General features: G+C 44.8%; 23 protein-coding genes and 1 pseudogene. 21 read left to right on the top strand and 3 right to left on the bottom strand.

The annotated features are described in order from the left end of the window. The first annotated feature begins 43 nt into the window (after window positions 1-43). Genes liaF through ACYCS5_RS06750 form a run of 3 tightly spaced genes read left to right on the top strand, consistent with a single transcriptional unit; the run spans window position 44 to window position 2,415 of the window. Window positions 44-691, top strand: coding sequence for a cell wall-active antibiotics response protein LiaF (gene liaF / locus ACYCS5_RS06760; RefSeq protein WP_165148438.1), 648 nt, complete (start codon window positions 44-46; stop codon window positions 689-691). Between the two features lie 16 nt (window positions 692-707). Next, entirely contained in the window at window positions 708-1,787 is a 1,080-nt protein-coding gene (locus ACYCS5_RS06755; RefSeq protein ID WP_459760987.1) for a sensor histidine kinase, read from the top strand. Beyond that, entirely contained in the window at window positions 1,765-2,415 is a 651-nt protein-coding gene (locus ACYCS5_RS06750) for a response regulator (protein WP_013372995.1), read from the top strand. The genes ACYCS5_RS06755 and ACYCS5_RS06750 overlap by 23 nt, the downstream gene beginning before the upstream one ends. Window positions 2,416-2,490: 75 nt before the next feature. Here ACYCS5_RS06750 and ACYCS5_RS06745 read toward each other — a convergent pair whose 3' ends face one another. Beyond that, window positions 2,491-2,955 carry a hypothetical protein gene (locus ACYCS5_RS06745; RefSeq protein WP_459760986.1) on the bottom strand — a complete coding sequence of 155 codons (465 nt, stop codon included), beginning with the start codon at window positions 2,953-2,955 and terminating at the stop codon, window positions 2,491-2,493. 247 nt (window positions 2,956-3,202) lie between these two features. Here ACYCS5_RS06745 and ACYCS5_RS06740 point away from each other — a divergent pair, with 247 nt between their 5' ends. From ACYCS5_RS06740 to ACYCS5_RS06730, 3 genes are all read left to right on the top strand, one after another. Beyond that, complete coding sequence (locus tag ACYCS5_RS06740) at window positions 3,203-3,967, top strand: YwmB family TATA-box binding protein (protein ID WP_322252334.1); 765 nt, start codon at window positions 3,203-3,205, stop codon at window positions 3,965-3,967. 187 nt (window positions 3,968-4,154) lie between these two features. After that, window positions 4,155-5,711, top strand: coding sequence for a glucose-6-phosphate dehydrogenase (gene zwf, locus ACYCS5_RS06735; RefSeq protein ID WP_029518173.1), 1,557 nt, complete (start codon window positions 4,155-4,157; stop codon window positions 5,709-5,711). 307 nt (window positions 5,712-6,018) lie between these two features. Beyond that, a complete protein-coding gene (locus ACYCS5_RS06730; protein WP_029518174.1) occupies window positions 6,019-7,599 on the top strand; it encodes a peptide chain release factor 3 in 1,581 nt (526 codons plus the stop codon). Between the two features lie 151 nt (window positions 7,600-7,750). On the opposite strand, the gene ACYCS5_RS06725 is transcribed toward ACYCS5_RS06730, so the two are convergent. Further along, complete coding sequence (locus ACYCS5_RS06725) at window positions 7,751-7,984, bottom strand: small acid-soluble spore protein SspI (RefSeq protein WP_016819939.1); 234 nt, start codon at window positions 7,982-7,984, stop codon at window positions 7,751-7,753. Window positions 7,985-8,147: 163 nt separating this feature from the next. Between ACYCS5_RS06725 and ACYCS5_RS06720 the strand changes: the two genes are divergently transcribed. The 3 genes from ACYCS5_RS06720 to ACYCS5_RS06710 all read left to right on the top strand — a co-directional run bounded on the left by ACYCS5_RS06720 (window position 8,148) and on the right by ACYCS5_RS06710 (window position 10,452). Beyond that, complete coding sequence (locus ACYCS5_RS06720) at window positions 8,148-8,810, top strand: potassium channel family protein (protein ID WP_459760985.1); 663 nt, start codon at window positions 8,148-8,150, stop codon at window positions 8,808-8,810. Window positions 8,811-8,893: 83 nt separating this feature from the next. Beyond that, window positions 8,894-9,682, top strand: coding sequence for a TrmH family RNA methyltransferase (locus tag ACYCS5_RS06715; protein WP_459760984.1), 789 nt, complete (start codon window positions 8,894-8,896; stop codon window positions 9,680-9,682). A gap of 290 nt (window positions 9,683-9,972) precedes the next feature. Continuing rightward, complete coding sequence (locus ACYCS5_RS06710) at window positions 9,973-10,452, top strand: DinB family protein (RefSeq protein ID WP_340886364.1); 480 nt, start codon at window positions 9,973-9,975, stop codon at window positions 10,450-10,452. Window positions 10,453-10,625: 173 nt separating this feature from the next. Here the strand turns inward: ACYCS5_RS06710 and ACYCS5_RS06705 are convergent, their stop codons facing one another. After that, a complete protein-coding gene (locus tag ACYCS5_RS06705) occupies window positions 10,626-11,939 on the bottom strand; it encodes a hypothetical protein (RefSeq protein ID WP_029518181.1) in 1,314 nt (437 codons plus the stop codon). Window positions 11,940-12,163: 224 nt separating this feature from the next. Between ACYCS5_RS06705 and ACYCS5_RS06700 the strand changes: the two genes are divergently transcribed. The 12 genes and pseudogenes from ACYCS5_RS06700 to ACYCS5_RS06645 all read left to right on the top strand — a co-directional run bounded on the left by ACYCS5_RS06700 (window position 12,164) and on the right by ACYCS5_RS06645 (window position 26,104). Continuing rightward, window positions 12,164-13,390, top strand: a complete 1,227-nt coding sequence (locus ACYCS5_RS06700; RefSeq protein ID WP_340887109.1) for a M20 metallopeptidase family protein — start codon at window positions 12,164-12,166, stop codon at window positions 13,388-13,390. Window positions 13,391-13,418: 28 nt separating this feature from the next. Then, window positions 13,419-14,258: an enoyl-CoA hydratase/isomerase family protein gene (locus tag ACYCS5_RS06695; protein ID WP_459760983.1), complete on the top strand. Its 840-nt coding sequence runs from the start codon at window positions 13,419-13,421 to the stop codon at window positions 14,256-14,258. 1,011 nt (window positions 14,259-15,269) lie between these two features. Continuing rightward, a pseudogene (locus ACYCS5_RS06690) lies at window positions 15,270-15,368 on the top strand (transposase); the annotation flags it as partial. A gap of 830 nt (window positions 15,369-16,198) precedes the next feature. Next, entirely contained in the window at window positions 16,199-17,638 is a 1,440-nt protein-coding gene (locus ACYCS5_RS06685; RefSeq protein WP_069012595.1) for a 6-phospho-beta-glucosidase, read from the top strand. Window positions 17,639-17,913: 275 nt separating this feature from the next. After that, complete coding sequence (licT, locus tag ACYCS5_RS06680; protein WP_029518185.1) at window positions 17,914-18,744, top strand: BglG family transcription antiterminator LicT; 831 nt, start codon at window positions 17,914-17,916, stop codon at window positions 18,742-18,744. 250 nt (window positions 18,745-18,994) lie between these two features. Further along, window positions 18,995-20,884, top strand: coding sequence for a beta-glucoside-specific PTS transporter subunit IIABC (locus tag ACYCS5_RS06675; RefSeq protein WP_459760982.1), 1,890 nt, complete (start codon window positions 18,995-18,997; stop codon window positions 20,882-20,884). 221 nt (window positions 20,885-21,105) lie between these two features. Beyond that, on the top strand, window positions 21,106-22,590 hold the full coding sequence (locus tag ACYCS5_RS06670; protein ID WP_459760981.1) for an alanine/glycine:cation symporter family protein: 1,485 nt from the start codon (window positions 21,106-21,108) through the stop codon (window positions 22,588-22,590). Between the two features lie 190 nt (window positions 22,591-22,780). Continuing rightward, the gene (locus tag ACYCS5_RS06665; protein WP_039272725.1) at window positions 22,781-23,350 is read left to right on the top strand and encodes a bifunctional transcriptional activator/DNA repair enzyme AdaA; all 570 of its coding nucleotides are present in this window, start codon (window positions 22,781-22,783) and stop codon (window positions 23,348-23,350) included. A 16-nt stretch (window positions 23,351-23,366) separates the two neighbouring features. Next, on the top strand, window positions 23,367-23,909 hold the full coding sequence (locus ACYCS5_RS06660) for a methylated-DNA--[protein]-cysteine S-methyltransferase (protein ID WP_029518188.1): 543 nt from the start codon (window positions 23,367-23,369) through the stop codon (window positions 23,907-23,909). After that, a complete protein-coding gene (locus ACYCS5_RS06655) occupies window positions 23,899-24,714 on the top strand; it encodes an SPL family radical SAM protein (protein ID WP_165148462.1) in 816 nt (271 codons plus the stop codon). The genes ACYCS5_RS06660 and ACYCS5_RS06655 overlap by 11 nt, the downstream gene beginning before the upstream one ends. Before the next feature lie 63 nt (window positions 24,715-24,777). Further along, complete coding sequence (locus tag ACYCS5_RS06650) at window positions 24,778-25,395, top strand: DNA-3-methyladenine glycosylase family protein (protein WP_459760980.1); 618 nt, start codon at window positions 24,778-24,780, stop codon at window positions 25,393-25,395. Between the two features lie 19 nt (window positions 25,396-25,414). Then, on the top strand, window positions 25,415-26,104 hold the full coding sequence (locus tag ACYCS5_RS06645) for a DNA alkylation repair protein (RefSeq protein ID WP_318628419.1): 690 nt from the start codon (window positions 25,415-25,417) through the stop codon (window positions 26,102-26,104). Window positions 26,105-26,166: the final 62 nt, after the last annotated feature.

Here is a 26,166-nt window from a genome sequence, read left to right as displayed (position 1 = left end):
ACTATGGCTTTTCCGTCCTGTATAAACAAAAAGGGGGTGCAGCATGGAGAGAAGAAAATCAGCCTTGGCACTGGCAGGGATTGGCATCGGGATTATCATTTTATTCGGTCAGTGGATTGGGTTCCTCTCCGTGGTTGCACTGATTCTAATGTTGGCCGGAATATATAAGATCCGCAATTCCAAAATCAAAAAGGGTTACACGATGCTCGCGATTGGTGCTGGATTGCTAGTGCTGGATCATTTGTTCCTGTTTGTGGTAGTTACACTAGCATCATTAGCTATATTCTATTCACGTTCAAGGAAGCTGCATAAAGGTCAAAGCTCCATATTCAAGCACAATTTTATATCGAATCATAAATGGGATGAAGTGCCGTGGAGCCTGCGTAGCACAAGCATATGGCATGTGGTTGGCGATGTGGATGCCGATCTGACGTTGGCTCTACCAGAGGAACGTGAGTCCGTCATATTTTTACAAGGGATCTTCGGTGACATTGATATCACCCTACCGGATAATTACGGTGTAGAGGTGGAGATGTTCGTCCTGTTCGGACAGATTCAGTTTGACCGGGATCATGAGGCGGGGATGCTCAATCGACTGGTTTGGAAGTCTCCCCATTTTGAGCAGAGTGAATATAAAGTGAAGTTTGTCGTTTCGTACTTGGCGGGCGATGTCCGCGTCCGATTTTATTGAATCAGGAGGAGCCGGGATGAATCATAAAAAAACGTCCAACATGGTAACCCGCAGTATGGGTCAAGGTATCCTCCTGTGTGTTGTTGTAGGCGTAGTTGTCTTTTATATGCTGTATACATATGGATATGTGAAGTCGTTTGCAACCTGGGGAATGATATTGAAAGTTGCAGGAGCCGTTATACTGGTGTTGATTGGTACAGGGGCAATGTACGGATTTTATGAGAGCTACCGCTTCAAAAGCAGACTGGAAATGTTGAGAGAGACGTTGCTGATGTGGGAAAAGGGAACCCCTGCACGTGAGTTGCCGCCCCTAGGGCATGATGAACTTGGTAGACTGGGAGAGCAGCTGGAACGGATTGGACGTAAATGGCAGGAACAAGTTACGTCTTTACAACGCTTATCCACGGATAATGCTCAGTTGGCGGAACAGGCACGGATGACTGCGATTGTGGAGGAGCGGCAGCGGCTGGCCAGAGAGTTGCATGATGCCGTATCACAGCAATTATTTGCTATTTCAATGACCGCGACGGCTGTGGGGAGGACGCTGGATAAGGATTTTGATAAAGCACAGCGTCAAGTTGCACTAATTGAAGAAATGTCTTCTGTGGCACAATCTGAAATGCGGGCGTTACTACTTCATCTACGGCCTGTCTATCTGGAAGGGAAAAGGCTTGAGCAGGGGTTGCGTGATTTGGTACAGGAGTTGCAGGCAAAGGTACCGATGGAGATTGATTTTGAGATTGAAAGCGGAGTACAGTTGGTTAAAGGCATTGAGAACCACTTGTTTCGTATTGTTCAGGAAGCGATGTCTAATACATTGCGCCATGCCAAAGCAACCCGCATGGAAATTCGTATCGTGCAACGCCCGGATTCCATCAGGCTGACGATTCGGGATAACGGTATTGGTTTTGAACTGGATGAGAAAAAGCAGACTTCATATGGATTATCCACCATGCAGGAGCGGGTCAGTGAAATTGGAGGGGCTATTCAGTATATAACGGCTCCTGGAAAAGGTACACGGATTGAGGTGTCCGTGCCAGTTATTAATGATGAAAGCGGAAGGAACGATGATCATGGAAACGGAATTACCGATTAGCGTACTGCTGGTAGACGACCATGAAATGGTACGGATTGGTCTTGCGGCGGTGCTGGGGACGGAAGAAGGTATTGAAGTGGTCGGCGAGGCCGGAAGCGGAGAAGAAGGCATACGGTTGGCTTCTGAATACAAGCCAAATGTGATTTTGATGGATCTGGTCATGGATGGCATGGATGGCATCGAAACGACACGCCAAGTAACTCGTCTGCTTCCAGAGACAAAGGTGATTGTGCTGACGAGTTATTTGGACGATGAGAAAATGTATCCGGTCATTGAGGCAGGGGCATTCAGCTATTTGCTTAAAACGTCTCGCGCTTCCGAAATAGCGGATGCGATCCGTGCAGCTGCACGTGGACAGTCCGTACTAGAGTCACAGGTGGCCTCCAAGATGATGAATCGATTCCGCCAGCCACAGGCTGAAGCGCCCGCGCATACGGAGCTGACTGATCGTGAGATGGAGGTGCTCCGCCTGTTGGCACAAGGGAAGTCTAACCAGGACATCGCAGATGAGCTGATTATTGGGATTAAGACGGTAAAATTCCATGTCACGAACCTTCTCGCTAAATTAGGAGTGGAAGACCGTACACAGGCGGCGATCTATGCCTATAAGAACGGATTAGCAGAGTAGAATGTAGAATAAACGAATACAAAGAACCGGAGACGATAATAGCTCTCCGGTTTTTTGTGTTCTATAACAAGGTGTTTAGATCAGGAGGAATAAAAAGGCGATTAAAGCCAGATCTAGTGCAAGCCCTGCACCGTATCCATATCCGCCGTACCCACCGCGATAGCCTGCTCTGCCATTTCCATAACTACTATAGCCATTTCCAGCAAATCCGCCTGCGTCATAAGGAAAGGATGGACTCAGAGGTGCATTGGGCGGCTTAATTAATGCATTTAGTTTGGCAGAGGTACGAACTTTGTTTTTAGGAATCCTTTTTTTCTTTTTAGAGGAAATCTTTTTAGGGGTTTGTTTTCCTTTGTTACTGTAGCTCCCGGCATAGAGACTGCCAGGAAAGGAGGGTGGATATCCGTTCAACATCAGCTTGCCTTTGCTACACCCACTTAAGATGCCGATGTGTCGTGTACCATCACGCATAACGGCACAGACCAGACGTCCACCATGAGGTGCCACACTGGCTTCATTTACAGGATAAATCGGAAACATGATTTCACCTCTTTTGGTGTAAGATGCATTGTGATCATAGTCTATTCTTACGGTGCCTACGATGTATGGTCGAACACCCAATAGGCAGATGAATATTTTAGAATTGCTTTGCCGTATTGCTGTGTGTATAAAACCTCTGACAACGGGAATGCTATTGATAGATTCATAGATTTCAAACCAGCCGAAAAAGAAAGTATCCAGAGCGTAGGTGTGGGAATCGGATGGTTGTGGAGCGGGAGGAACGATAATGCTAAAAGCAGAGTTGATTAAAAAAGGGATTATTACGATTTTGGTATTAGGAACGGTGCTGATACTGGCTGGCTGGCGTTACGGAACCCTTCAGACAAACCGATATGATTCCCGCGAGGCAGAAACGGCTTTACGCTCATTGTTAACCATCTCGGACCAGGCCCCGGGTACGCTGGATAAGCTGGTTGTGAAGTGGCAAGGTGATTGGATTTCTAACCATGAAGAGCCGGCAGATATGGCGGCACAGATAGCTGATCAACTGAATATACCCACAGTAAACAAACTCGTGGAAAATGGACACACGGTTTATCGTTCTGTTCGTAATAGTGAGGATCTAAAAATCCGCTTAAATGTAATGGAACGGCAAACTGGGCAATGGTATGTAGTCGTTCAACTGGAGAGCAACGATGCAGGACGTGAGCAGTTGATTCAGCTTCATAAACTCTGTGCTGAGCAATTAAAGTCTATGGGGATTCAAGCGCAGTGGAACACGGCCCTTCAGCGTTCGCTGCATACAAAGGAATCCAAAGATCAACTGTTGAAACTGACAGAAGCGAGCTTAACAGGGAACATCTCCATGCAGGCCAAAGAAAGATATACGGATGCGACTACTGTGGCTATATCCTATGAAGCTCCAGAGCTGCCGTTAATGATTCAAAGCGGTGAGCATCAGGTCCAGATGCAGATGGCTGTACATGAAGATAAGGAGCAACAGGATACACGTATAACGCTCGGTTTTCCGCTCATCACGATTGAATACTGACTTATAAGGTAAATTGATGATTCATCGGATAGCTTATCCATGTAGGATATGCTAAAATATCATCAAATCTTTAGTTCCATGTTTTTCGAAAATCAAGTATGATCTTGTATAAATATACACAATACTACATGCGGATTTCGGGGATTGTGGATTGCGGAATCTTGACATGGGAAGAATGAGGTACTACATGGCTGACATACCTGCTAAAGAATCTGTTGTGACGCAAGGCGCAGTTCTGTTTATTTTTGGCGCTACGGGCGATTTGGCTCGTCGCAAGCTTTTTCCTGCTATTTACAGCTTGTACCGCGAAGGCAAGCTTGCTGAGGATTTTGCCGTTATTGGTGTAGCAAGGCGTCCTCGCACAGAGGAAGAATTCCGTAATGACCTGTACGCTTCCATACAGGAGTTTAGTCGCTACAAAGCAGAAAATGATCAAGATTGGCAGGCATTTGCCGAGCATTTTGAATATAAATCGCTTGATATCAACAATGTCGAAGGGTTCCATGAGTTGAGACAGCAGACGGAGTCTATAGAAAGCAAGTTTAACATACCGGGAAATCGGTTGTTTTATTTGGCCTTGGCTCCTGAATTATTCGGAAGCGTGTCTAAGAGTTTGAAAGATGGCGGCATGATGGATGGCAAAGGGTGGAATCGTCTTGTCATTGAGAAGCCATTCGGTTATAACCTCGAATCTGCACAAGAATTGAACGTTGAAATACGAGAAGTATTTGCCGAAGAAGAAATTTATCGGATTGATCACTATCTTGGCAAGGAAATGGTACAAAATATTGAGGTGATCCGCTTCGCGAACGCCTTCTTTGAACCACTGTGGAATAATAAGCATATTGCCAATGTGCAAATTACGCTTAGTGAAACGGTAGGGGTGGAGGAACGCGGAGGTTACTACGATCATTCCGGCGCCTTGCGGGATATGGGACAGAACCATATGCTTCAAATGCTAACGATGATTGCGATGGAGCCACCTAGTCGTTTGTTGCCTGAGGATATCCGTGATGAAAAGGTGAAAGTGCTGCGTTCGCTGCGCCCTTTTGAAACGTCTGACGATGTGAAAACCAATGTGGTGCGTGGTCAATACATCGAAGGCAGTTATCGCGGTCAGCAGTTGCCGGGATATCGCCAAGAAGACAAGGTTGATCCGCAGTCAAACACAGAGACTTATTTTGCTTCACGCGTGTTTGTTGATAATTTCCGTTGGGCTGGCGTACCGTTCTATATTCGTACGGGCAAACGTCTCCCTGTAAAAACAACGGAGATTGTTGTGGAATTTAAGAGCATGCCAACGAACGTGTACCTCGGTCAAAAGCATAAGCTGGAACCGAACTTGCTCGTAATTCGGGTCAATCCAATGGAGGGCATTTACATTAAAATTAATGCCAAGAAACCTGGCTCGGAATCAGATATTGAGCCATTGGCTATGGATTTTTGCCAAAGCTGTATGGTGGGCATCAACTCACCGGAGGCTTATGAACGGTTGCTGATGGATGCGATTGAGGGTGATTCGACGTACTTCACGCGTTGGGATGAGGTTGCCACGGCATGGGGATTCGTCGATCGAATCGCCAAAGCATGGCAGCAGACCCCGGATACGCTGGAAACCTATGCTGCAGGCTCATGGGGACCGGAAGGTGCTCACAAGCTATTGGAGCAGGATGGCTTCAAGTGGTGGCCGGTTAGCGGTCAGGATGAAGATAATGTCATCTGGCGAGTAGGCGGCGTTCAGTAATCCCGTTTTGTCCTGCATCCCCCTATGTCCTGTTTAGGACGTAAGGGGATGCTTTGCGTTCGGAGTGTGCTATAATAGCTTAGTCTCAGGTTTTCAGTTTGCAACTGATTATAAGTTAAAGGCAGGCTAAAACATGTAAATAGATCGTATTTATAATGAATATGGTAACGGGGTACGCCGAATAATGGGGCTAACGGCAATGAGCCGATAGAGCCGATGATTTTATGAAAACAGGCGTGCATCATGGCCTTTTTATGAATAGCTTGAGCAGGAATGCAATGGATTTGATCATGAAGGGATATGTGAAATGAGTAAAACAACAGATATACTTCAACAGGAAGTCGACAAACGGCGTACGTTTGCGATTATTTCTCACCCGGATGCGGGTAAAACGACACTAACGGAAAAGCTGCTGCTGTTCGGGGGCGCGATTCGTCTTGCTGGTTCAGTTAAAGCGCGTAAAGCAAGCAAACACGCCACGAGTGACTGGATGGAGATTGAAAAACAGCGGGGGATCTCTGTAACATCCTCAGTGATGCAATTTGATTATAATGGTCACCGCATCAACATTCTGGACACGCCAGGTCACCAGGATTTCAGTGAAGACACGTATCGTACATTAACAGCAGCAGATAGTGCAGTCATGCTGATTGACGTAGCGAAAGGTGTGGAAGCGCAAACGATTAAGCTGTTTCAAGTTTGTGCGAAGCGTGGAATTCCGATTTTCACCTTCATTAACAAACTGGATCGTGAGGGACGCAGTCCTTTTGATTTGATGGAGGAGTTGGAGCAGGTACTTGGCATCCGTTCGGTGCCTATGAATTGGCCGATTGGTACAGGACGCGAGCTGTGCGGTGTCTATGACCGTGTCAAAAACCAGGTCGAGCTGTTTCAGGGTGATGACCATTCCACGATTAAAGTACAAAAAGTGGAAGATTACAATGATCCGATCATTCGTGAGATGGCGGGCGAATATTTGCATGACCAATTATGCCAAGACTTGGAGTTGCTTGATGTCGCGGGTGACCCTTTTGACATGGAGAAAGTACAGCGCGGAGAATTAACACCGGTATTCTTCGGCAGTGCGATTAATAATTTTGGTGTACAAACATTTTTGGAAAACTTCCTTCAGCTTGCTCCTAAACCGGAGCCGCGCCGTAGTACAGCTGGGGAAATTGAACCAACAAACGAAAAGTTTACTGGCTATGTATTTAAAATTCAGGCGAACATGAACCCGGCTCACCGTGACCGTATTGCATTTTTGCGTATTGTGTCTGGTAAATTTCAACGCGGGATGAGTGTTAAGCATGTACGGATGGGCAAGGAGATTAAGCTGTCTCAGCCACAGCAGTTCCTGGCACAGGACCGTGATATTGTCGAGGAGGCTTTTCCTGGCGATATTATAGGATTGTTTGACCCGGGTATTTTCCGTATTGGTGATTCACTCAGCCAAGGTAGCGAGGTTGTGTTTGATGAACTGCCGACCTTCTCGCCTGAGATTTTTGCCAAGGTCACGGTGAAAAATGCCTTGAAGCACAAACAGTATCTGAAGGGTATTGACCAGTTGACCGAGGAAGGTATGATTCAGGTTTTCCGTACGGTAAGCTTTGACGATACGCTATTAGGTGTTGTCGGCCAACTGCAATTTGAAGTATTTGAGTACCGCATGAAGGGTGAGTATGGGGTTGATGTACAGCTTCAGCGTATGCCATTCCAATTTGCACGTTGGATTGTGGATGAGCAGATTGACCCGAGCAAGTTCCGTATTAACTCTACGCTGGTAAAGGATAAGAAGGGCAATTATGTCGCCTTGTTCGAAAACGAGTATGCCATGCGTACGGCTATGGAGAAAAATCCGACAGCTAAGTTTTTGGAAATGGCCCCATAAGATTGAGTAAGCAGAACAGTTTGGTCTCAGTCATTTGATGTATACAACGAATAGTCCACTCGATGTGAATGCGAGTGGACTATTCTCATTTTCAAATACGGGTAAAATAATGAGCACAATTAAATTGGAACAAGAACTTAAATAGCTAGAGCTAGGTTAAGGGTACAGGTTTGATTTTATCGATTTGTTCATGTGCCAAATGGACGAAATCGTGCTGTTGGTTTGGGCTCATATGCTTCCAAGCGATTTCAAGAATGACACCCAGTCCAGGCAGAGCGGCCTCAGGTCCGTCCACTGACCCAATGATCATATCCGTAAGATCAGCTTCTGATTTGCCGTGTACTTTGTGAACAATTGCTTGTCGTAAATCCATTGTGATGGGCATGTGTACCTCCCGTATGTTGTAGTAGTGATCGAATGTATTATGGCTTGGGCTGTTGTCCAGTATACATGGAGAAGCATTTGGCATAAGTATGTCAAAATTTATGTTTGTAGCATGATATGCTATACTATGACGGACAGTATGGTGATCGGGAGGTAAAGAAGGAATGGCAAAAAAACAGTATGCGGTCATTGGTATGGGCCGTTTTGGTTCCAGTGTTGCCAGTGCGCTGAGTGAGATGGGTTTTGATGTGCTGGCTATTGACTCGGACGAGCAGCGTACACAGGAAATGTCGAATACTGTGACGCATGCGGTGTCTGCCGACTCGACGGATGAGGAAGCGCTGCGAGCGTTGGGTATCCGTAATTTTGACGTCATCGTAGTTGCGATTGGTAAAGATATACAGGCCAGTATTCTGACGACATTGATTCTCAAGGACATGGGCGTACCAGCTCTTGTGGTCAAGGCACAAAATGAACTGCATGGGAAAGTGCTGCAAAAGATAGGTGCAGATAAGGTCGTTTATCCTGAACGGGATATGGGGTTACGGGTAGCCCATCATTTGACATCTCCCAACATTTTGGATTATATCGAGCTGTCCAAGGACTACAGTATTTTGGAGATGCGAGCCGCCGATTCCATGATTGGCAAAAACCTGAAGGAGCTAGACATACGTGCACGCTTCGGCTGCAATGTGATGGCAATTCGCAGAAATCAGGAAATGAATATTTCACCTTATGCCGAAGATCGTCTGGAGCCGGGTGATGTACTGGTTATTGTGGGCCACAAGGATGATCTGACCAAGCTGGAGCTGGCATTTGCAGCCTAATGAGGGTTTGATGTTCGAGTACAAGTGAAGTGATACATTATTTATTTTTATTGAAACGGACAAAGAAACGGAAGGTTAAACGAATGGAAATCATTTCACCGAATAATGCGCGTGTAAAAGAGTGGGCGCAACTGCTGGAGAAAAAGCATCGCACACGGCAGCATAAATATATTGTCGAGGGTATTCATCTGGTGCAGGAAGCGCTGCGTTCGGACGCGGCTGTCGAAACCGTCGCCTATGATTTGGACAAGGGCATTCCCGCCGAGCTGAATGGCCTGGATCCAGTCGACCAGCCGGTGGAATGGGTTCCCGTGTCAGCGGCGGTCATTGCAAAATGCACCGATACGAAGACGCCGCAGTCGGTCTTTGCCATCGTGCGTAAGGAGGAGCGCAGCGCATTCCCGGCATTGCTGGAGCAGCCGGATGCACTGGTAATGGTGCTGGACGGGGTGCAGGACCCCGGCAATGTAGGCACCATCATCCGCAGCGCGGACGCTGCTGGAGCCGCAGGCGTAATATTGGGTCATGGCTGCGCCGACCTGTACAATCCCAAAACGATTCGCTCCACGATGGGATCGTTGTTTCACCTGCCGGTGATTGAAGGCAGTCTGGAGGAGCTTTTGCCGCAGGCCAAAAGTAAAGGTGCCCGCTTGCTCAGCACCTCGTTGGATGCGAGCTTGTCATGCTATACCATAGATTTGCGTGTTTCCACTTGGCTTGTGATCGGAAACGAAGGCCAAGGTATTTCTGATGCTACCGCGCGCATGGTGGATGAGTCGATATTCATTCCGATGCAGGGGCAAGCGGAATCACTGAACGCGGCGATGGCTTCTACGGTGCTGTTATTTGAGGCCATGAGACAACGAAACTAAGAGAGTGAACACGGGGCTGTGGGTTATAACATCAATTGAGACTAATTATATTATCGAATGAGACTGTTTATACCATCTAAATGAGACAGTCAGTCCCCGAAAACCCAAGTAGAAGTGGCTTGGTGTTCTTTTTTTGTAAGAACGACTGAAGGTAATTCAAAGTAGGCCGTTACATCTAACATAATATTCATGCTGCGGACTTTCGTCCTGGGTCCGGCATTCGCTGAGTCGTGAATATAGGAACGTTATCCGAAAGAACCCTAAATCGATTAAGAGATGAGGAGCATTTGATGACCTATAAATCAATTTTAATAGATCAATTAACTGCATGTTATAACGAAAAGAGTTGGTTCATTCCTCTTGCGGATATACTGGATGATCTAACAGCAACGGAAGCAGTTACTGAGAATGACAATAAACAAACCATATGGTCTATAGTGAATCATCTTATTTATTGGAATGAAACATGGCTTGAGCGTTTTAAGGCAGGAGAATTTATATTAAATAATGCTATTAACAATGATGAGACATTTTCTTTGACTCAAGATCAATTGAATGATTTAGGCTGGAAGGAAACATTAAATAGACTTGAGAATGTATTTAGCAATTGGAGAGTTATTTTAGAAGAAACAGATGAATCAAAGCTCACAAAACAACTTTCAGAATATTTTAATGCTCCTTGGTGGGGAGTTGTTTCTAATTTAAGTATTCATAATGCATATCATATCGGACAAATCATGTTGTTAAAGAAACAAATTCGAGTTAAATAATGTTTTTAGGCTGTTCGCAGATGAGGGGGCAGCATATGCAGAGCTGGTCGTCCGGCCAGGAAGTGATTTGGCTTGGTAAATCAAGCTCAAAAAAAAAGGCACGTTTTCAGTTTTGAAAATGTGCCTTTTTTGCCATTAATTTAAAGTCGAAATGGCAAGCGTAACAATGAGTGTCATCTGCTTAATTTGCGCCCTTCTTTGTCAAGAAACAACAGTTCGTAGTATTTTTTGGGTCGCCCTTTACTGTTGTCTCGTTTTTCAAATACCGTTTGTACGTATTTACTTTCTTCAATTTTGTTAAGGATACGGTTTGCACCTCTGACGGTCATGGACAGGCAGCCAGCAACATCCTCAGAGGATAATTTATTTGTTCTCATGATTTCTGCATAGGACATGATTTTTTGCAAGTTGATGTTGTTTATTCCGATAGTTTTGGCTAACGCGATGATTTCCGGGTCCCCCTGTTCAGAGAACTGTATGACATTCATGCTCCGCATTGGGCCGATAACCTTCTGATCCTCGTTTATAAAAAAGCTGCAGCTGCCCGTAAAGGCTTCCGCCTGTCTGTGAGCTTTGGTGGCGTTAATGTTAGCTTGAAAATATTCATGTCCCGAGCCCCACCCGATCTTCACCTTGTCGCTTATGCGCTCTTCCAGATACTCCAGTAGGGTGCAGTTATGCGCGTTAGTGGTGATTTTCATGAAATTTCCGTAGGTGGTGTATAGTCTGACAAAGCCTTCCGAAATTTGGGCCGTGTCTGCCAGATTCACGCTGCGCAGAAACCTGCCGACAAGGACCTTTAGCTCATGAAGCTGCTCTTCAGATAGCGGATCCGCCGTTCTGGTCGATAAGCATGCGACAACTGCCCTCTGACTCTTAAGCTTGAGGATAGTAATCTCGTTGATGATCTCTCTTATGGTCTCTTTAACGTTTTCCAAAGTGGGCCGGATTAAGATATATCTGACTCCGTGCTTTTTGAGTTCTGGAACAAAGTGGCCGAACGCGGTGATGGACAAGTCTATTTTCTTGTCTTCCCATAGAGTGATATGGTTCTCCAGCATTGTCTCCACCCGTTCGAGCAGATCACCGCTGTCAATGGGCTTTCCCTCATGAGTCAGGTATTGCTGGAATTCGCTGAAAGACTTGATTATATACGCATAATCCACATAGATCCGGGATATATCAAGCCCAGGTTCTGTAACCAGCAGCCGGAAAAGTTCCCTGTAAAGCAGGTTTTCATCATCCTGCAAAATGTGAACAGGTACTTTTTCATCCAGGCATTCCTTATCGATTGACTCGTAAAGCATCCTGCCACTGATCACAAATCCATCCACCGAATCTAAGTTTTTGAGATAGATGTCTGTTGTTTCCCGGAAGTTACTGATTGTAAGAAACCTGAACTGACATAAGGGCCGCATTTCTTCTTCAATGGCGCGGAAATAGTCCATATGGGTCTCAGGCGTGATAATACCCAGCTTGATTTTCATGATAGATTCCTTTCATAAACAGTTCAATCAAAAGAGTTATATCACAATAAATGTGATATTTCAATGTTCCGGCAGCCTCTAAAATAATGTTCTTAAAATGTCTTATTTTCTCTTGACAGCGAATGGATTTAAAAGTACGATAAAAGCGTTCTTAAAAAGTCTTAAAATATGAAGGGGGGAATGTTTACTCTGTTCTTACGTTCATTCAATTTGTGCTTTGGGAGATGTTTATTGTGATTGAAGAAGCTGGAGATTTTTTGAGTATGGCCCACCAGCTGCAGGACAAATTGGTCAAGCACAGGCATCATCTTCATGCGGTTCCGGAACTTGATTTAAGTTTGCCGAGGACAACTGCCTACGTAAAAGAGGTGTTGGAGTCGATGGGGCTTGAGCCTACTCCCGTAGGAGAGTCAGGTCTAATGGTTACGATCGGCGGACAACATGCCGGGAAGGTGATCCTTATCCGTGCGGATATGGATGGGCTGCCCATTCAAGAAGAAACGGAGCTTTCTTTTGCGTCGTTGAACGGAAACATGCATGCATGCGGTCATGACTTGCATACTTCCATGCTGCTCGGAGCTGCGGAGATCCTGAAGGCCAACGAAGAGCAGCTTCGCGGGACGGTTAAGCTTATGTTTCAGCCGGGTGAAGAGACTCTGCACGGGGCAAAGATGATGCTTGAGAATGGGATTCTTGATAATCCTAAGGTGGATGCAGCCATGATGCTTCATGTGTTGACCGGAATGCCAATTCCTATCGGGCAATTTGTAGTGCCTGAGGCCGGTGGAGCTATCTCAGCTTCCTCTGATTGGTTCGAAATCATCATCCGCGGAAGGGGTGCACATGGAGCAATGCCGAGTGCCGCGGTCGATCCGTTAAATGTGGCTGCTCATCTTCATCTGGCGCTGCAGGGTATTCTCAGCCGTGAAATTCCGCCAGTTGAGAGTGCCGTCCTTACCATTGGCGTGATGGAAGGCGGAAGTACAAACAACGTGATTCCCGATACGGCCAGAATGAAAGGAAGCGTACGCACATTTAACGCCGCATTGCGGGACAAAATGGAAACCCGTATCCACGACATTTCTGCAGGTATCGGAGAAACTTTTCAGGCAAAGGTGGATGTGATCTATACCAGGGGATGTCCTGAGGTGAAAACGGACAGCGGGCTTAACCGTCAAATGAGAACTACGATTGCAAACACTTTTGGCGCCAGTTCCTTAATCGGTATAACCCAATTGATACCCGGCGGGAAATTAATGGGATCGGAAGACTTCGCATTTGTCTCACAAGCGGTGCCAAGTACCTCAGTATTTCTTAACGCAGGCAATACCGAGGAAGGCTATGGTTACCCTGTGCATCATCCAAAGACGATGTTCTCGGATGAGGTGCTGTACAAAGGGGCTGCGGCTTACGCTGCTTTCGCCAGAGATTGGCTTGAAAGTAATAGATAATATCTCAACAAAACCAGGAGGAATTGAAATGACAGAGAGACGTATGATTGGACCAACCAAATTTGAAGAGTACTCGGAGAAATACAAGGAATTTCTATTAATGACCCGCCGTGACGGAATCATCGAAGTACGGTTGCATACCGACGGAGGGCCGTACAAGCATTCTTGGGAAGCCCATACGGCATGGTCCCATGCATGGTCAGATATTGGCCGCGACCCTGAGAACGAGGTAATGATTATTTCAGGAACAGGGGATAAATGGGTAATAGGGGACCCTGAGGTCTGGAATACAAAATTTATGGACTGGCCGAAGCAAAAGAAGCTCGAACAGTATCATGAATCGCTGAGACTGCTTGAAAATTTGATATTCTGCATTGACATCCCCACCATCGGGGCGATCAACGGGCCGGGAACGCACTGTGAACTCGCAACTCTCTGCGATATTACCATTTGTGCTGAAGACGCGGACTTTTTTGATCCTCATTATCTGGGAGGCACACCTCCCGGAGATGGAATGCTGCTCACACTGCAGAACATGATCGGTTTCAAGAAAGCAGCATATTACGCATACACCGGCAAGAATATCAATGGTCAAACCGCCTTGGACCTGGGCATCGTTAGTGAAGTCCTGCCCCGGGAAAAGCTTCTTCCTCGCGCATGGGAGCTTGCGGAGATGATCATGCAGGCACCGCGTTCAACGAGACATCTGTCCCACTCCATTATATCCCGTCCATGGAAACAAGCCCTGGTCAGTGATCAAGGGTTCCAGCTTGCCCACCAAATGTACGACATGGCCATTGATGAAGAAGGAGCTCTGGAGCGGCTGAAAAAAATGCAAGGACGTCTAATGGGCAAAGAAGTTCATTAGAGCTATGGCGGGACCTACACGATTCGTAGAATACTCGGAGAAGTACAAGGACTTGTTCTTCATGACAGAAATTGATCAATACCGCGAAGCTAAAAATATATCTACCGGATACATTTACACTGTGCTCTATAAGAAAATAAAAGGCATGAATTATTAAAAGATAAGAAAGATTATTGTCTGAATTGAATCCGTATCGTTAAATTACTTTAGATATTCTGAGGACGTTTTTAATTCAAGCTATATGTGGTTAATAACTGCCATAAGACACTTTGAAACAACAATTAAAAATAACACTAACGAGACGACGCTGCAGAAAATATGTAGTGTCGCTTTTTTAGAGGTTACATGTGAAAATCTCTATTCTTAATTTTATTTATGAAAAGATAAAAACTAGATCAGCTAATTAATTTGTTACCCGAAAGGAGAAGGGGATATATTCCTAAAGAGGAAAACCGCATTTTCAGCACGGTGTTTCTTGTCGAGCAACCGTATCTGATAACGGACTGTGGGCCAGAAGTCAAACTTAGCATTGTATTATAGCCGAGTGATTTACGCTTTGGAGGTTGGTAATATTGATTACCAGGAAGGGAGGTTTTCTACATGGAATCTATAATGTAGAATAATAAAAACTGGCTACAAGAAGACCAAGAATTCTCACCAAAACGGAGAGTAGATAATAAAATCAGCTGGCAAAGGCCTCACATCATCGGAAGTTTTCACAGTAGAAAGATGAAGCGTACTGTCGAGTACCACTCATTGAATGAGTGTTTATTTTATTATTTTCTAGAGATGGATATTTCAACATTATATTACTATGTTCAACCCGTTGAAGTCCCCATCCCATATAAAACAAAAAAATTAGAGAAAAAATTTTGGTTACATGTGCCTGATGTTCTGGTATTTCGAAATGGTTATCCTCCTTTGTTATATCAGATAAAAGAGGCACCAGATGTGGTTCATAACATTAAATGAGACTAATTATATTGTCAAATGAGATAGGAACATCTACACCTGCACCTGGTCTTTCTTCCGCCCTATAGTCCCAACCTAAATCCAGTAGAGGGGCTATGGCTGTGGCTTAAATCCAATGTGGCGAATAACGTGTTTTTTTAGAGGTTTTATAAGACTAAGCTTCATGTCGGCCAGTTTATGAAACGGATTAACAACTGGAAACAATTCGAGTTTTGAATATTTCGGAAGATACTCTTTAAAATGTTATTTCATTTGAACATCCAAATAGAAAGGTATTTGATTATGATATTCATTAACAAACTCCTCAAAGCCTTTCGGCTTGGACAAGTCGAGCTATATTACTCCTAAATAATGATAAAATTATTATCCTTTTCCTCAATCTATTTCCCACTAAAGTAGTACAGAAAGTTGAATTTGAAGTAGCTGATTTACAAGAACAAAAATATCATTCCATATATCTGTCTTCTGCAATATGGTCATTTAACATTAAAGGACAGCATTGGAGGTTCAAGATAATCAAAAAAATTATTCCTCTTGGCTCTATGCAAAGGGATTTCCTAAATTTCTTGCAACAAAATATCTTAAAATAGCGACTGAGTAGATCAGCGATCTTCGAAAACACGTGCCCTTCCAGACAAAGACGAACAGCCAGGTATCTTTCGTAAAGTCGTTTATCTGGGGTTTCCTTCATGGTTCAATTCATTACCCAATAGGCATTTGAATTAATGCTGTTGTATGATATAACCCACAGGGGCTGCGTGTTATTTATCAAATGAATTTGACAGGTTCCCAAATCTTTGTTAGAGTTTCAAACAAATACGTATAACCTTTTCATGGGATGTTACCGATAGGGCATAACCTGAATTGGCTTGTTTACACTGTAAGTGTACACAGGCTGGTTTGGGTTTTTTTTATTGTCTGTCACCCTTCGCTACCCCTTTTATTACACATTTGGAAGGAGAATGTTTATGTCCAGTTATATTTTTCCTAAAGACTTTTTATGGGGCGGTGCTCTTGCTGCCAATCAGGCCGAGGGTGCTTATTTGGAGGACGGTAAAGGATTGAGTCTGGTGGATCTGCTGCCTACCGGAGAGAAGAGAAGAAGCATAATGAAAGGGAATGTTCCTTCACTGACTCCACTTGAAAGCGAATTCTATCCTTCCCACCAAGCCATTGATTTCTATCATCACTATCGTGAGGATATCGCGCTATTTGCAGAAATGGGATTTAAGGCGCTGCGTGTTTCCATTGCCTGGGCTCGTATTTTTCCAACAGGAGAAGACGTTACTCCTAATGAAGCAGGTTTGCAATTCTACGATGATTTGTTCGACGAGTTGCATAAACATGGCATTCAGCCAGTCGTTACTCTCGCTCATTTTGACGTGCCAGTGGATCTGGTCGAGAAGTATGGAAGCTGGCGGAGCCGGAAGCTGGTAGGTCTGTTTGAAACCTATGCCAAAACAGTATTCACCCGCTATAAGGATAAAGTGAAGTACTGGATGACATTTAACGAGATTAACATGCTTCTCCATTTGCCGTTTCTCGGCGCCGGTCTTGTTTTTCAAGAAGGTGAAAACGTTAAACAAATTCAGTACCAGGCTGCACATCATCAGCTTGTTGCAAGTGCGCTGGCTGTAAAAGCGTGTCACGAGATTATCCCAGATGCGAAGATTGGCTGTATGCTTGCTGCCGGCAGCTTCTATCCGTATACGTGTAATCCCGAAGATGTATATCAGGGCATGGAAAAAGACCGCGAGTCCTACTTCTTCATTGATGTTCAGTCACGCGGCGAATATCCTGGTTATGCGAAGCGCTTCTTTAAGGATCATGGATTAAACATTGAGATGGAATCAGGCGACGCAGCCATTCTGAAAGATCACACCGTTGACTATATCGGATTCAGCTATTATTCAAGCCGGACGACCAGCACAGACCCGGAAATCGTCAAGAATATGACCAGTGGTAATGTATTCGGCTCCGTAGCCAATCCATATTTGGATAAGTCCGAATGGGGCTGGACGATCGATCCCAAAGGATTTCGCATCACAGCCAACCAATTGCATGATCGTTACCAAAAGCCTCTGTTCGTAGTGGAAAACGGTTTTGGTGCCAATGATGTGGTTTCGCCTGAAGGAGAAGTTAACGACGATTACCGGATCGACTATCTCAAGCGGCATATTGCCGAAATGGGTGAGGCTCTTCAAGACGGAGTCGAAATTATCGGTTACACAAGTTGGGGACCTATTGACATTGTCAGCGCTTCCTCAGGAGAGATGAAAAAACGTTACGGTTATATTTATGTGGACCGCGACAACGAAGGCGAAGGTTCGTTGAAACGGATTAAAAAGAAAAGCTTCCACTGGTACAAAAACGTAATTCATTCCGACGGAGAAAATCTGGGCGAATAATCGTACCACAAGTAATAGGATCGGACATCCCGGGCCCACGGGGATTTCCGATCTTCGTTTCTTCATTGAAAGCGTTGACAATCGTTCCTCTTCGGGCTATACTTGACGCAATTCCATCATTTTTAGGATTGTTACTGCGTAGCAGGCAAAACCTAAGCCACAAATAAGAAGATGTTACAGTCTTGTTTATTTGGCGTGCTTCGGTTTTTTTCTGTTTACAATAAATAGGATGGAGCAAGTGTGGCTCTTGCTGGCATATGGAACGGGGGATCAAGATGAACATAGCAAAGGTCATCAACAACAATGTAATCAGCGTCTACCAGACGGACGGTACCGAACTCGTGGTGATGGGGCGGGGGATTGCTTTTAAGAAAAAGCCTGGAGACAAAGTAGACGAAACCAGAATTCAGAAGGTATTTGCTCTGAAAAACAAACAGACGTCCGATAACTTTAAAATGCTGTTACGTGAGGTACCGCTTGATTTGATCATGATTGTAGAGGAAGTCATAAATGACGCCAAGCATAATCTGAATAGAAAGCTGAACGAAAATATTTATGTTTCGCTGACCGATCATATCAATTTCGCTGTTGAAAGATACCGGGAAGGATTGGAAATCAAAAACGCGTTGTTGTGGGAAATCAAACAGCTATACAAAGAAGAATTTGCGATAGGTCTGAAAACGCTGGAACAAATCAAACAAAAGCTCGATATTGAACTGCCTGTAGATGAAGCAGCTTATATTGCCCTTCACATCGTGAATGCTGAAATGAACGAGGAAGTCATTACAACCATGAGTATCACGAAGTTTATCCAGCAAATTATCAATATCGCAAAGTACCATTTTAAGGTTGATTTTGACGAGGATTCTTTGAGTTATTTCCGCTTTATTACGCATCTGAAATTTTTTGCCCAGCGCGTATTTAAGGGAAATCACTATGAAAATAACTATGACCATTTGTATGACATGATTAAGGAAAAGCACAAGGAAGCAGCTGCTTGTACTGAGAAAATCGGAACCTTTGTAAAAAAAGAATACAATCACGAATTGACGAACGAAGAAAAGCTGTATTTGACTGTGCATATTGAACGAGTGGTGAACAGATAAGTTGAACTTTTTTAGTAAAAAAGAATCAAAAATATATTTAAAATGTTTTTGTTGACAAATATGGTAGATTAAATGTATTATGTGAGTAACAGGAATTTAATAATTTTTAACTGGGATTGTTACTGGTTATGCAGGCAAAACCTAAGTCATGAAAAATTGCGGGACTCAAGTGCCCACCATTTTTCAAGGCTTAGGTTTTTTGTGTGCCTAAATATGGTAAAAAGCCCCTTAGAACATGGAGGTGTCCATCATGAGTTATGAACAACTGGCTAAAGAAATTGTGCACCTGGTAGGCGGCGAAAAAAATGTAGTATCGCTCGTACACTGCGCCACGCGCCTGCGTTTTGTACTAAAAGATGAGGCGAAAGCAGACAAGGCAAAGCTGGAGAAAACTGATGGAATTATTACGGTCAAGCAGAGCGGTGGCCAGTTCCAGGTTGTGGTCGGCAACAAAGTACCAGAAGTGTATAATGCCATCGGCCAAGTATCCAACATTTTAAATGAAACTGGAAAAGAAGATCATTCAGCTAAAGGCAAGAAAGGGTTTGGCGCTGTAATCGACGTAATTTCCAGTATTTTTGCACCGTTGCTCGGAGTTATGGCGGGGTCCGGTATTTTGAAAGGTCTACTGCTGATTGCGAGTAACCTCGGCTGGTTGGTTCCGAAAGACACTACCTATATGATTTTGTATGCTGCGGCTGACAGCTTGTTTTATTTCCTGCCGCTCTTGTTAGCGGTTACAACGGCACGGAAATTTGGAGGTAATATCTTCGTTGCTCTGACCATCGCCGGAGGGCTGCTTTACCCGACCATTGTCACGTTGAAAACAGAAGGTACACCTACAGACTTTTTCGGTATTCCTATTGTGATGATGAGTTATTCATCTACCGTTATTCCGATTATTTTAGCCGTTATCGTCATGAGTAAGCTGGAAAAATGGTGCAATCGCGTGATCCATGAGAGTGTCAAAAACTTTATTACACCTTTGATTCTACTTGTAATTATGCTTCCTCTGACCCTGATGGTTTTTGGTCCAGTTGGGGTGTATGTGGGCAACGCAATCGCTACCGCGCTCGTTGCTGCGTTCAGCTTTAGTCCGCTGCTGGCTGGAGCAATTCTTGGTGCTTGCTGGCAGTTGCTCGTTATTTTCGGTGTTCACTGGGGTCTTGTACCTGTATTCATTAATAATATTGCTGTTAATGGCAGAGACGGGATCAAGCCTTCCGCTGCGGCTTCCATCTTTGCTCAAACCGGCGCAGCGTTTGGTGTCATGCTGAAAACGAAAAATAAAAAGCTGAAAACGCTAGCAGGTTCTGCTACACTTACTGCGTTGTTCGGAATCACAGAGCCAGCGGTCTATGGGGTTACGCTGCCGCTGAAGCGCCCGTTTATTGCCGGTGTTATCGGCGGTGCTGTCGGTGGTGCCATTATTGGCCAAGCTGGGACGCAAGCATTTGCCTCTGGCGCACCTGGCTTGCTGACCTTGCCGATCTTTTACGGTCCTGGTGGACAAGGCTTCCCGGGATTGATTTTAGGGATTACCGTTTCATTCCTGGTGTCGGCCATCTTGACTTATATTTTAGGTTTTGAAGATCCAGTTGAAGAAGAGGAAACTACTAACAATTCGGCTAAAGAATCGACATCTACAGTTGCAGTTTCTAATGAAGAGGTACTAAGCCCGATTGAAGGAACGGTGGTCGCTCTGTCGGAGGTTCCCGATCCAGCATTTGCTTCGGAAGCTATGGGTAAAGGTATCGCCATCCAACCGACAACGGGCAGAGTCGTAGCCCCGTTCGATGGAACCATCACCGTGGCGTTCAAGAAAAAACATGCGCTTGCAGTTGTTTCGCATCATGGCGCAGAAGTTCTGATTCACGTCGGAGTAGATACGGTCAAGCTGGACGGTAAACATTTTACGTCCCATATCAAAGAAGGCGATCAGGTGAAAGCTGGGGACCTACTGCTTGAGTTTGATGTTGAGCAAATCAGGGCAGAGGGTTATCCTACGATTACGCCAGTTATCATTACGAATTCTTCCGAATATACTGAAGTCCTTCCAATCGCTCAAGGAGAGGTAACGGAGCAGGCCCCGCTGTTGAAACTGTCTAGCGCTCTGAATGAGAAAGAAAGCATTGCCTAAATGTCTTAAGGACAAGGCTCTGATGATCCATATTCCCGGATCATCAGAGCTTTTTTGTCGTCATTTTATGTAGCTGGTAAGCCCACTTGTAATTGACAATATGTCAATTAAATTAACTTGTATGGGGGTAAAAACTAATCTATAATTTTTTTGTAATTATGCAAATTTTCTGAAAACATAGATAAGAAAATTAATTGATTGATCAGGGGGAAATACAAGGAATGTTAGAGCAGTGGGCAGAGGCAGTAAACGGCGTCATTTGGAGCAATCCTGTGGTATATATCTGTTTGGGCGTGGGGCTATTATTTTCGATCATGACTCGATTCCTACAAATCAGGCATTTCAAAGAGATGATTCGTCTCGTATTTAAAGGGAAAAGTTCCGAGGCAGGTGTATCCTCCTTTCAGGCCTTTACGATGGCTTTATCAGGGCGTGTAGGGACGGGAAATATTGCGGGGATTGCATTGGCAGTCGGTATGGGTGGACCCGGGGCGATATTTTGGATGTGGATCATGGCTTTTATCGGATCAGCTACTGCGTTTGTGGAATCCACACTGGCTCAGGTATATAAGGTAAAGCGCGATGGTCAGTACCGGGGCGGTCCAGCCTTTTATATTGAAAAAGGGACAGGCTTAAAATGGTTTGCGGTTATTTTCGCAGTTGTAGCGTTGGTCGCTATGTGTTTACTGTTGCCGGGAACTCAATCGAATTCGATTGCGGTAGCTTTTCATAGTTCGTTTGGTATGGATATGAAGGTTTCCGGGATAGTAGTTGTCGTGTTGCTGGCGCTTATCATATTTGGTGGTGTAAAAAGAATTGCCAATGTGGCACAGGTAGTCATACCCTTTATGGCACTTGGCTACATCCTTGTCTCTTTCTATATTATGATGACGAACATTACTGCGCTTCCCGATGTATTTGCCCTTATTTTTCGCAGTGCCTTCGGTATCGATTCAGTGTTCGGTGGTATAGCAGGGACAGCCATTGCCTGGGGGGTAAAACGAGGCATTTATTCGAATGAAGCAGGACAAGGCTCTGGTGCCCATCCAGCCGCCGCCGCAGAAGTGTCTCATCCCGCAAAGCAAGGACTGGTTCAAGCATTTTCTGTATATGTAGATACCTTTTTAGTCTGTACGTCTACGGCTTTCATGGTCTTGTTTACAGGGATGTACAATGTGAAGGGACCAGGTGGGGGCTATATTGTGCAGCATCTTCCGGGTGTTGAAGAAGGAACTCAATATACACAGGCTGCCATCGAATCGGTATTTCCGGGTTTTGGGTCGAGTCTTTTGTCCATTACATTGTTCTTTTTCGCCTTTACCACCATTATCGCCTATTATTATATCGCTGAAACGAATATGGCCTACCTGATTGCCGATCGTAAAGCCAAATGGCCTATGTTCCTGTTAAAGCTGGTTATTCTGGGTTCGACGTTCTATGGAACGGTCGTCAAGGAATCGGCTCTGGCGTGGACACTGGGGGATATGGGTGTCGGCATTATGCTTTGGGTGAATCTGATTGCTATGATTCTGTTGGCCAAGCCTGCTCTTCTGGTGCTTAAGGATTACGAACAGCAGCGGAGGCAAGGGCTTGACCCGGTGTTTGACCCGGAGAAGGCAGGTATTTCAAATACCGAGTACTGGTCAAAGGAATATCAGCCTCTTTCAGATGAGTTGACGATCACCGCTAAACCGAGCAAGCTTTAAGCCTAAATAAGATAGATAAGTAAGATCAAAGGTGGCTCCGCGGGGAGTCATCTTTTTTTCGTTATCTTGCCTTTACATTCCAAGAAGGGTACATATGTTCACTATTTAGTTTATAATTTAGACAGAGGGATTTTGAATAATCCTGCCATGGTATGTGGGGAGCCACATTTGCATCAGAGAGGGGATTTGAATGAGTACATCCGATTTATCCATAACTGACGACAAGTGGAGAGCTATCGTAGAAAACGACAAGTCTTATGACGGGATATTTTTGTACGCTGTGAAGACAACGGGAATATTTTGTCGCCCCTCCTGCAAATCCAGACCTCCCAAAAGAGAGAACATCCGTATATTTAAAACAGCGGAACAGGCATTGGCTGAGCATTTCCGTCCATGCAAAAGGTGTAAACCGACAGGACAACGATTGCCTGATCATGAATGGATCGCACGGGTTACAGAATACGTGAATTCTAACTATATGAAGGACTTAACATTGCACATCCTAGCTGAGATAAGTCATGGAAGTCCGTATCATTTACATCGTACCTTCAAGCGGGTCATGCATCTAACCCCGATGGAATATATACAGCAGACCAGGTTGGAACAAGCGAAGGAGCTGCTCATCTGCTCAGATATATCTGTTGCGGAAGTGGGGGAGAACGTAGGTCTGTCCAATGCACCTTACTTTATTACGTTATTTAAAAAGAATACAGGCTACACCCCATTGCAATATCGCCAACTCAAATCGAAAGCAACATAAAATGGAGGTACACAGCATGGCACATCAAATAAATAAAACGATCTATTGGTCATTGTTGACACATGAGGATTGGAATTTATATATTGCAGCTACATCGGAAGGATTATGTTATGTGGGCTCGCCCAATCATCCTGTAGAGGAATTGTTTTCATGGGCAGGAAGTCGATTTCCCGGTAGCCCTTTAGTTGAAGAGGATGCCGCTTTACAGCCCTATGCCAAGGAGCTGATTGAATATTTCCAAGGGGAGCGCACCCAATTTACATTGCCCTTTGACTTTCAGGGGACTGCATTCCAGCTGGCGGTTTGGAATGCGTTGTGTGATATTCCGTATGGGGAAACACTATCCTATTCAGATATTGCCAACGCTATTCAAAAACCAGCCTCTGTTCGTGCGGTGGGGGCCGCCATCGGTGCTAATCCGATTTTGGTTACGGTCCCTTGTCATCGGGTCATTGGTAAAAATGGAGCTATGACCGGATATCGTGGTGGTTTGGACATGAAGGTTAAGCTTTTGCAGCTCGAAAAGGAAAGAGTGGCGTTGGTTCAGTATGAAAAATGAGTATTACAAATCCCCAAAGACACTTCTGAATAAAGGGACCGGCTTCTTGTCAGGGTATACACACTCGTTGAACCCGTATACAGGTTGTACCTTTGGTTGCTCGTATTGCTATGTACGCCAATTGCCAGTCTCCACATTTCGGAAGGAAGCGTGGGGGACATGGGTTGATATTAAAAATCAGGCGGCAGATATTCTTCGCAAGGAACTTCGTAGAGCCAAATCCAAAGGTAAAGTCACGATTTTCATGTCGTCAAGCACAGATCCTTATCAGCCTGCTGAGTACAAGGAAGAGGTGACCCGGTCTCTGCTGGAGGTGATGGTGGATGAGCCACCAGATTTTCTCTTTTTACAGACGCGCAGTCCACTGGTACGGCGGGATACCGATTTACTGCTCCGATTGGGGGATCGTGTTCGTGTAAGTATGACTGTAGAAACAGATCGAGAAGATATACGCAAACATTTTACCCCGGAAGCTCCTCCCATCCAGGCTCGTCTCCAAACGCTGCATCTCTTAAAGGAGGCAGGTGTACCGACGCAAGCTACGATTGCTCCGATGCTTCCAAGCAGTGAACATTTTGCAGACAAGCTCGTGCCTCTGGTCAACCGTGTCTGTATTGATGATTATTTTATGGGAGATGGCAGTGGGGGGAGACGAACGCGTAGCTTAAAAATAGGTGCGCTGTACGAGTCATTGGGGCTGGAAGAATGGTATCATCCTGCTGCCTATAAGACGGTTTATGAACGTTTTCTCCATGTTTTCCCGAAAGAACAGCTCTACGTGAGCAAAGAAGGATTCGAACCTTGATGGAACAGAAGTCTATGCCATTGAACCAAGAGTGAACCATATAAGGGGGCAGCGGGAGAACGAATGCAAACCGTAATGACCAAAAACTTTGATTATGGGGACAAGGAAATCAATTATCTAAAAAACGTAGACACCGTACTTGGTGCAGCGATGACGCAAATGGGCAAGGTAGAACGGGTGATCATTCCTGACCTGTTTGCGGCGCTCGTTCATGCAATTGTGGGACAGCTTATATCGGCCAAGGCGGTTCAGACCATATGGGCAAGGATGCAGGAGAAGTTAGGCGTGATCATTCCACAAAATATAGCTGTTCAGACGGCTTTAGATATTCAAAGCTGTGGCATCACCATGAAAAAGGCCACATGTATCCTTAATATAGCCCAGTCGATCGAGCAGGGCCTGTTGGATTTACAGAAATTATATGAGCTTTCCGATGCACAGGTGATCGAGAAATTGTCCTCGCTGCAAGGGATAGGACCTTGGACGGCTGAAATGATGCTGATGAATTGCATGGAGCGTCCAGATGTCGTCAGTTGGGGTGATATGGCTATTCGACGGGGAATGATGAAGTTGTACCATCTGGATACATTGACCAAGCAGCAATTCGAGGAGTACCGCCGAGTCTATTCGCCTTATGGTTCGGTGGCCTCCATTTATTTGTGGAGTATTTCATTTCGTTAAAAATCAGGGAGTGGAAACGATGGAGAAAACAATCAGAGAACAAATACTGTCATATGTGGATGCGGATTTTCAGAAATTCACGGCTGCATTGCTTCCGACGATTAATAATGTGCTGGGTGTACGTCTGCCAATGCTGCGTAAGCTAGCTCAAAATATCGCCAAAGGGGATTGGCGTCTCTATCTGGAGACTGCTGAAAGTGATCACTTCGAAGAAGTCATGCTGCAAGGCATGGTGATTGGTTCTGTAAAAACTGATATAGAGGAAGTTTTGAGTTATACCGCCAAGTTTGTTCCTAAAATTGATAATTGGTCCGTATGTGATAGTTTCTGTGCCGGATTGAAAATCACCAAACATCATAAAGAACGGGTGTGGGAGTTTATTCAACCCTACTTGCTCTCCAAGAAAGAATATGAAATTCGGTTTGGTGTAGTTATGCTTCTGAATTTTTATATTGAGGAACAGTATATGAACCGGGTGTTTGCTCTGCTAGATCAGACCCATCGTGAGGATTATTATGTACAAATGGCGGTAGCATGGGCGATATCGATCTGTTATATCAAGCTGCCTGAGGCAACGATGGCGTATTTAAGTCATAATACATTGGATGATTTTACTTTCAATAAAGCTCTGCAGAAAATTACAGAATCATACCGGGTGGATCAGGCAACGAAAACGACCATTCGTAGTATGAAGCGAAAAAGAAAATAGGATGGGGCTCAGCAGCCAGGTACGCACTTTGCCTTTTTTGGAATTTAATAATAAAATGGAAG

It is taken from the genome of Paenibacillus sp. SEL3, from assembly GCF_054602585.1.
Note: the sequence above shows the minus strand (reverse complement) of the source record. Positions and strands in the feature narration are given on the sequence as shown.

Bases quoted from the DNA above. Each gene is read 5' to 3' on its own strand.
- liaF (WP_165148438.1), top strand. From the start codon at position 44: ATGGAGAGAAGAAAATCAGCCTTGGCACTGGCAGGGATTGGCATCGGG.
- ACYCS5_RS06755 (WP_459760987.1), top strand. From the start codon at position 708: ATGAATCATAAAAAAACGTCCAACATGGTAACCCGCAGTATGGGTCAA.
- ACYCS5_RS06750 (WP_013372995.1), top strand. From the start codon at position 1,765: ATGGAAACGGAATTACCGATTAGCGTACTGCTGGTAGACGACCATGAA.
- ACYCS5_RS06745 (WP_459760986.1), bottom strand. From the start codon at position 2,955: ATGTTTCCGATTTATCCTGTAAATGAAGCCAGTGTGGCACCTCATGGT.
- ACYCS5_RS06740 (WP_322252334.1), top strand. From the start codon at position 3,203: ATGCTAAAAGCAGAGTTGATTAAAAAAGGGATTATTACGATTTTGGTA.
- zwf (WP_029518173.1), top strand. From the start codon at position 4,155: ATGGCTGACATACCTGCTAAAGAATCTGTTGTGACGCAAGGCGCAGTT.
- ACYCS5_RS06730 (WP_029518174.1), top strand. From the start codon at position 6,019: ATGAGTAAAACAACAGATATACTTCAACAGGAAGTCGACAAACGGCGT.
- ACYCS5_RS06725 (WP_016819939.1), bottom strand. From the start codon at position 7,984: ATGCCCATCACAATGGATTTACGACAAGCAATTGTTCACAAAGTACAC.
- ACYCS5_RS06720 (WP_459760985.1), top strand. From the start codon at position 8,148: ATGGCAAAAAAACAGTATGCGGTCATTGGTATGGGCCGTTTTGGTTCC.
- ACYCS5_RS06715 (WP_459760984.1), top strand. From the start codon at position 8,894: ATGGAAATCATTTCACCGAATAATGCGCGTGTAAAAGAGTGGGCGCAA.
- ACYCS5_RS06710 (WP_340886364.1), top strand. From the start codon at position 9,973: ATGACCTATAAATCAATTTTAATAGATCAATTAACTGCATGTTATAAC.
- ACYCS5_RS06705 (WP_029518181.1), bottom strand. From the start codon at position 11,939: ATGAAAATCAAGCTGGGTATTATCACGCCTGAGACCCATATGGACTAT.
- ACYCS5_RS06700 (WP_340887109.1), top strand. From the start codon at position 12,164: ATGTTTATTGTGATTGAAGAAGCTGGAGATTTTTTGAGTATGGCCCAC.
- ACYCS5_RS06695 (WP_459760983.1), top strand. From the start codon at position 13,419: ATGACAGAGAGACGTATGATTGGACCAACCAAATTTGAAGAGTACTCG.
- ACYCS5_RS06685 (WP_069012595.1), top strand. From the start codon at position 16,199: ATGTCCAGTTATATTTTTCCTAAAGACTTTTTATGGGGCGGTGCTCTT.
- licT (WP_029518185.1), top strand. From the start codon at position 17,914: ATGAACATAGCAAAGGTCATCAACAACAATGTAATCAGCGTCTACCAG.
- ACYCS5_RS06675 (WP_459760982.1), top strand. From the start codon at position 18,995: ATGAGTTATGAACAACTGGCTAAAGAAATTGTGCACCTGGTAGGCGGC.
- ACYCS5_RS06670 (WP_459760981.1), top strand. From the start codon at position 21,106: ATGTTAGAGCAGTGGGCAGAGGCAGTAAACGGCGTCATTTGGAGCAAT.
- ACYCS5_RS06665 (WP_039272725.1), top strand. From the start codon at position 22,781: ATGAGTACATCCGATTTATCCATAACTGACGACAAGTGGAGAGCTATC.
- ACYCS5_RS06660 (WP_029518188.1), top strand. From the start codon at position 23,367: ATGGCACATCAAATAAATAAAACGATCTATTGGTCATTGTTGACACAT.
- ACYCS5_RS06655 (WP_165148462.1), top strand. From the start codon at position 23,899: ATGAAAAATGAGTATTACAAATCCCCAAAGACACTTCTGAATAAAGGG.
- ACYCS5_RS06650 (WP_459760980.1), top strand. From the start codon at position 24,778: ATGCAAACCGTAATGACCAAAAACTTTGATTATGGGGACAAGGAAATC.
- ACYCS5_RS06645 (WP_318628419.1), top strand. From the start codon at position 25,415: ATGGAGAAAACAATCAGAGAACAAATACTGTCATATGTGGATGCGGAT.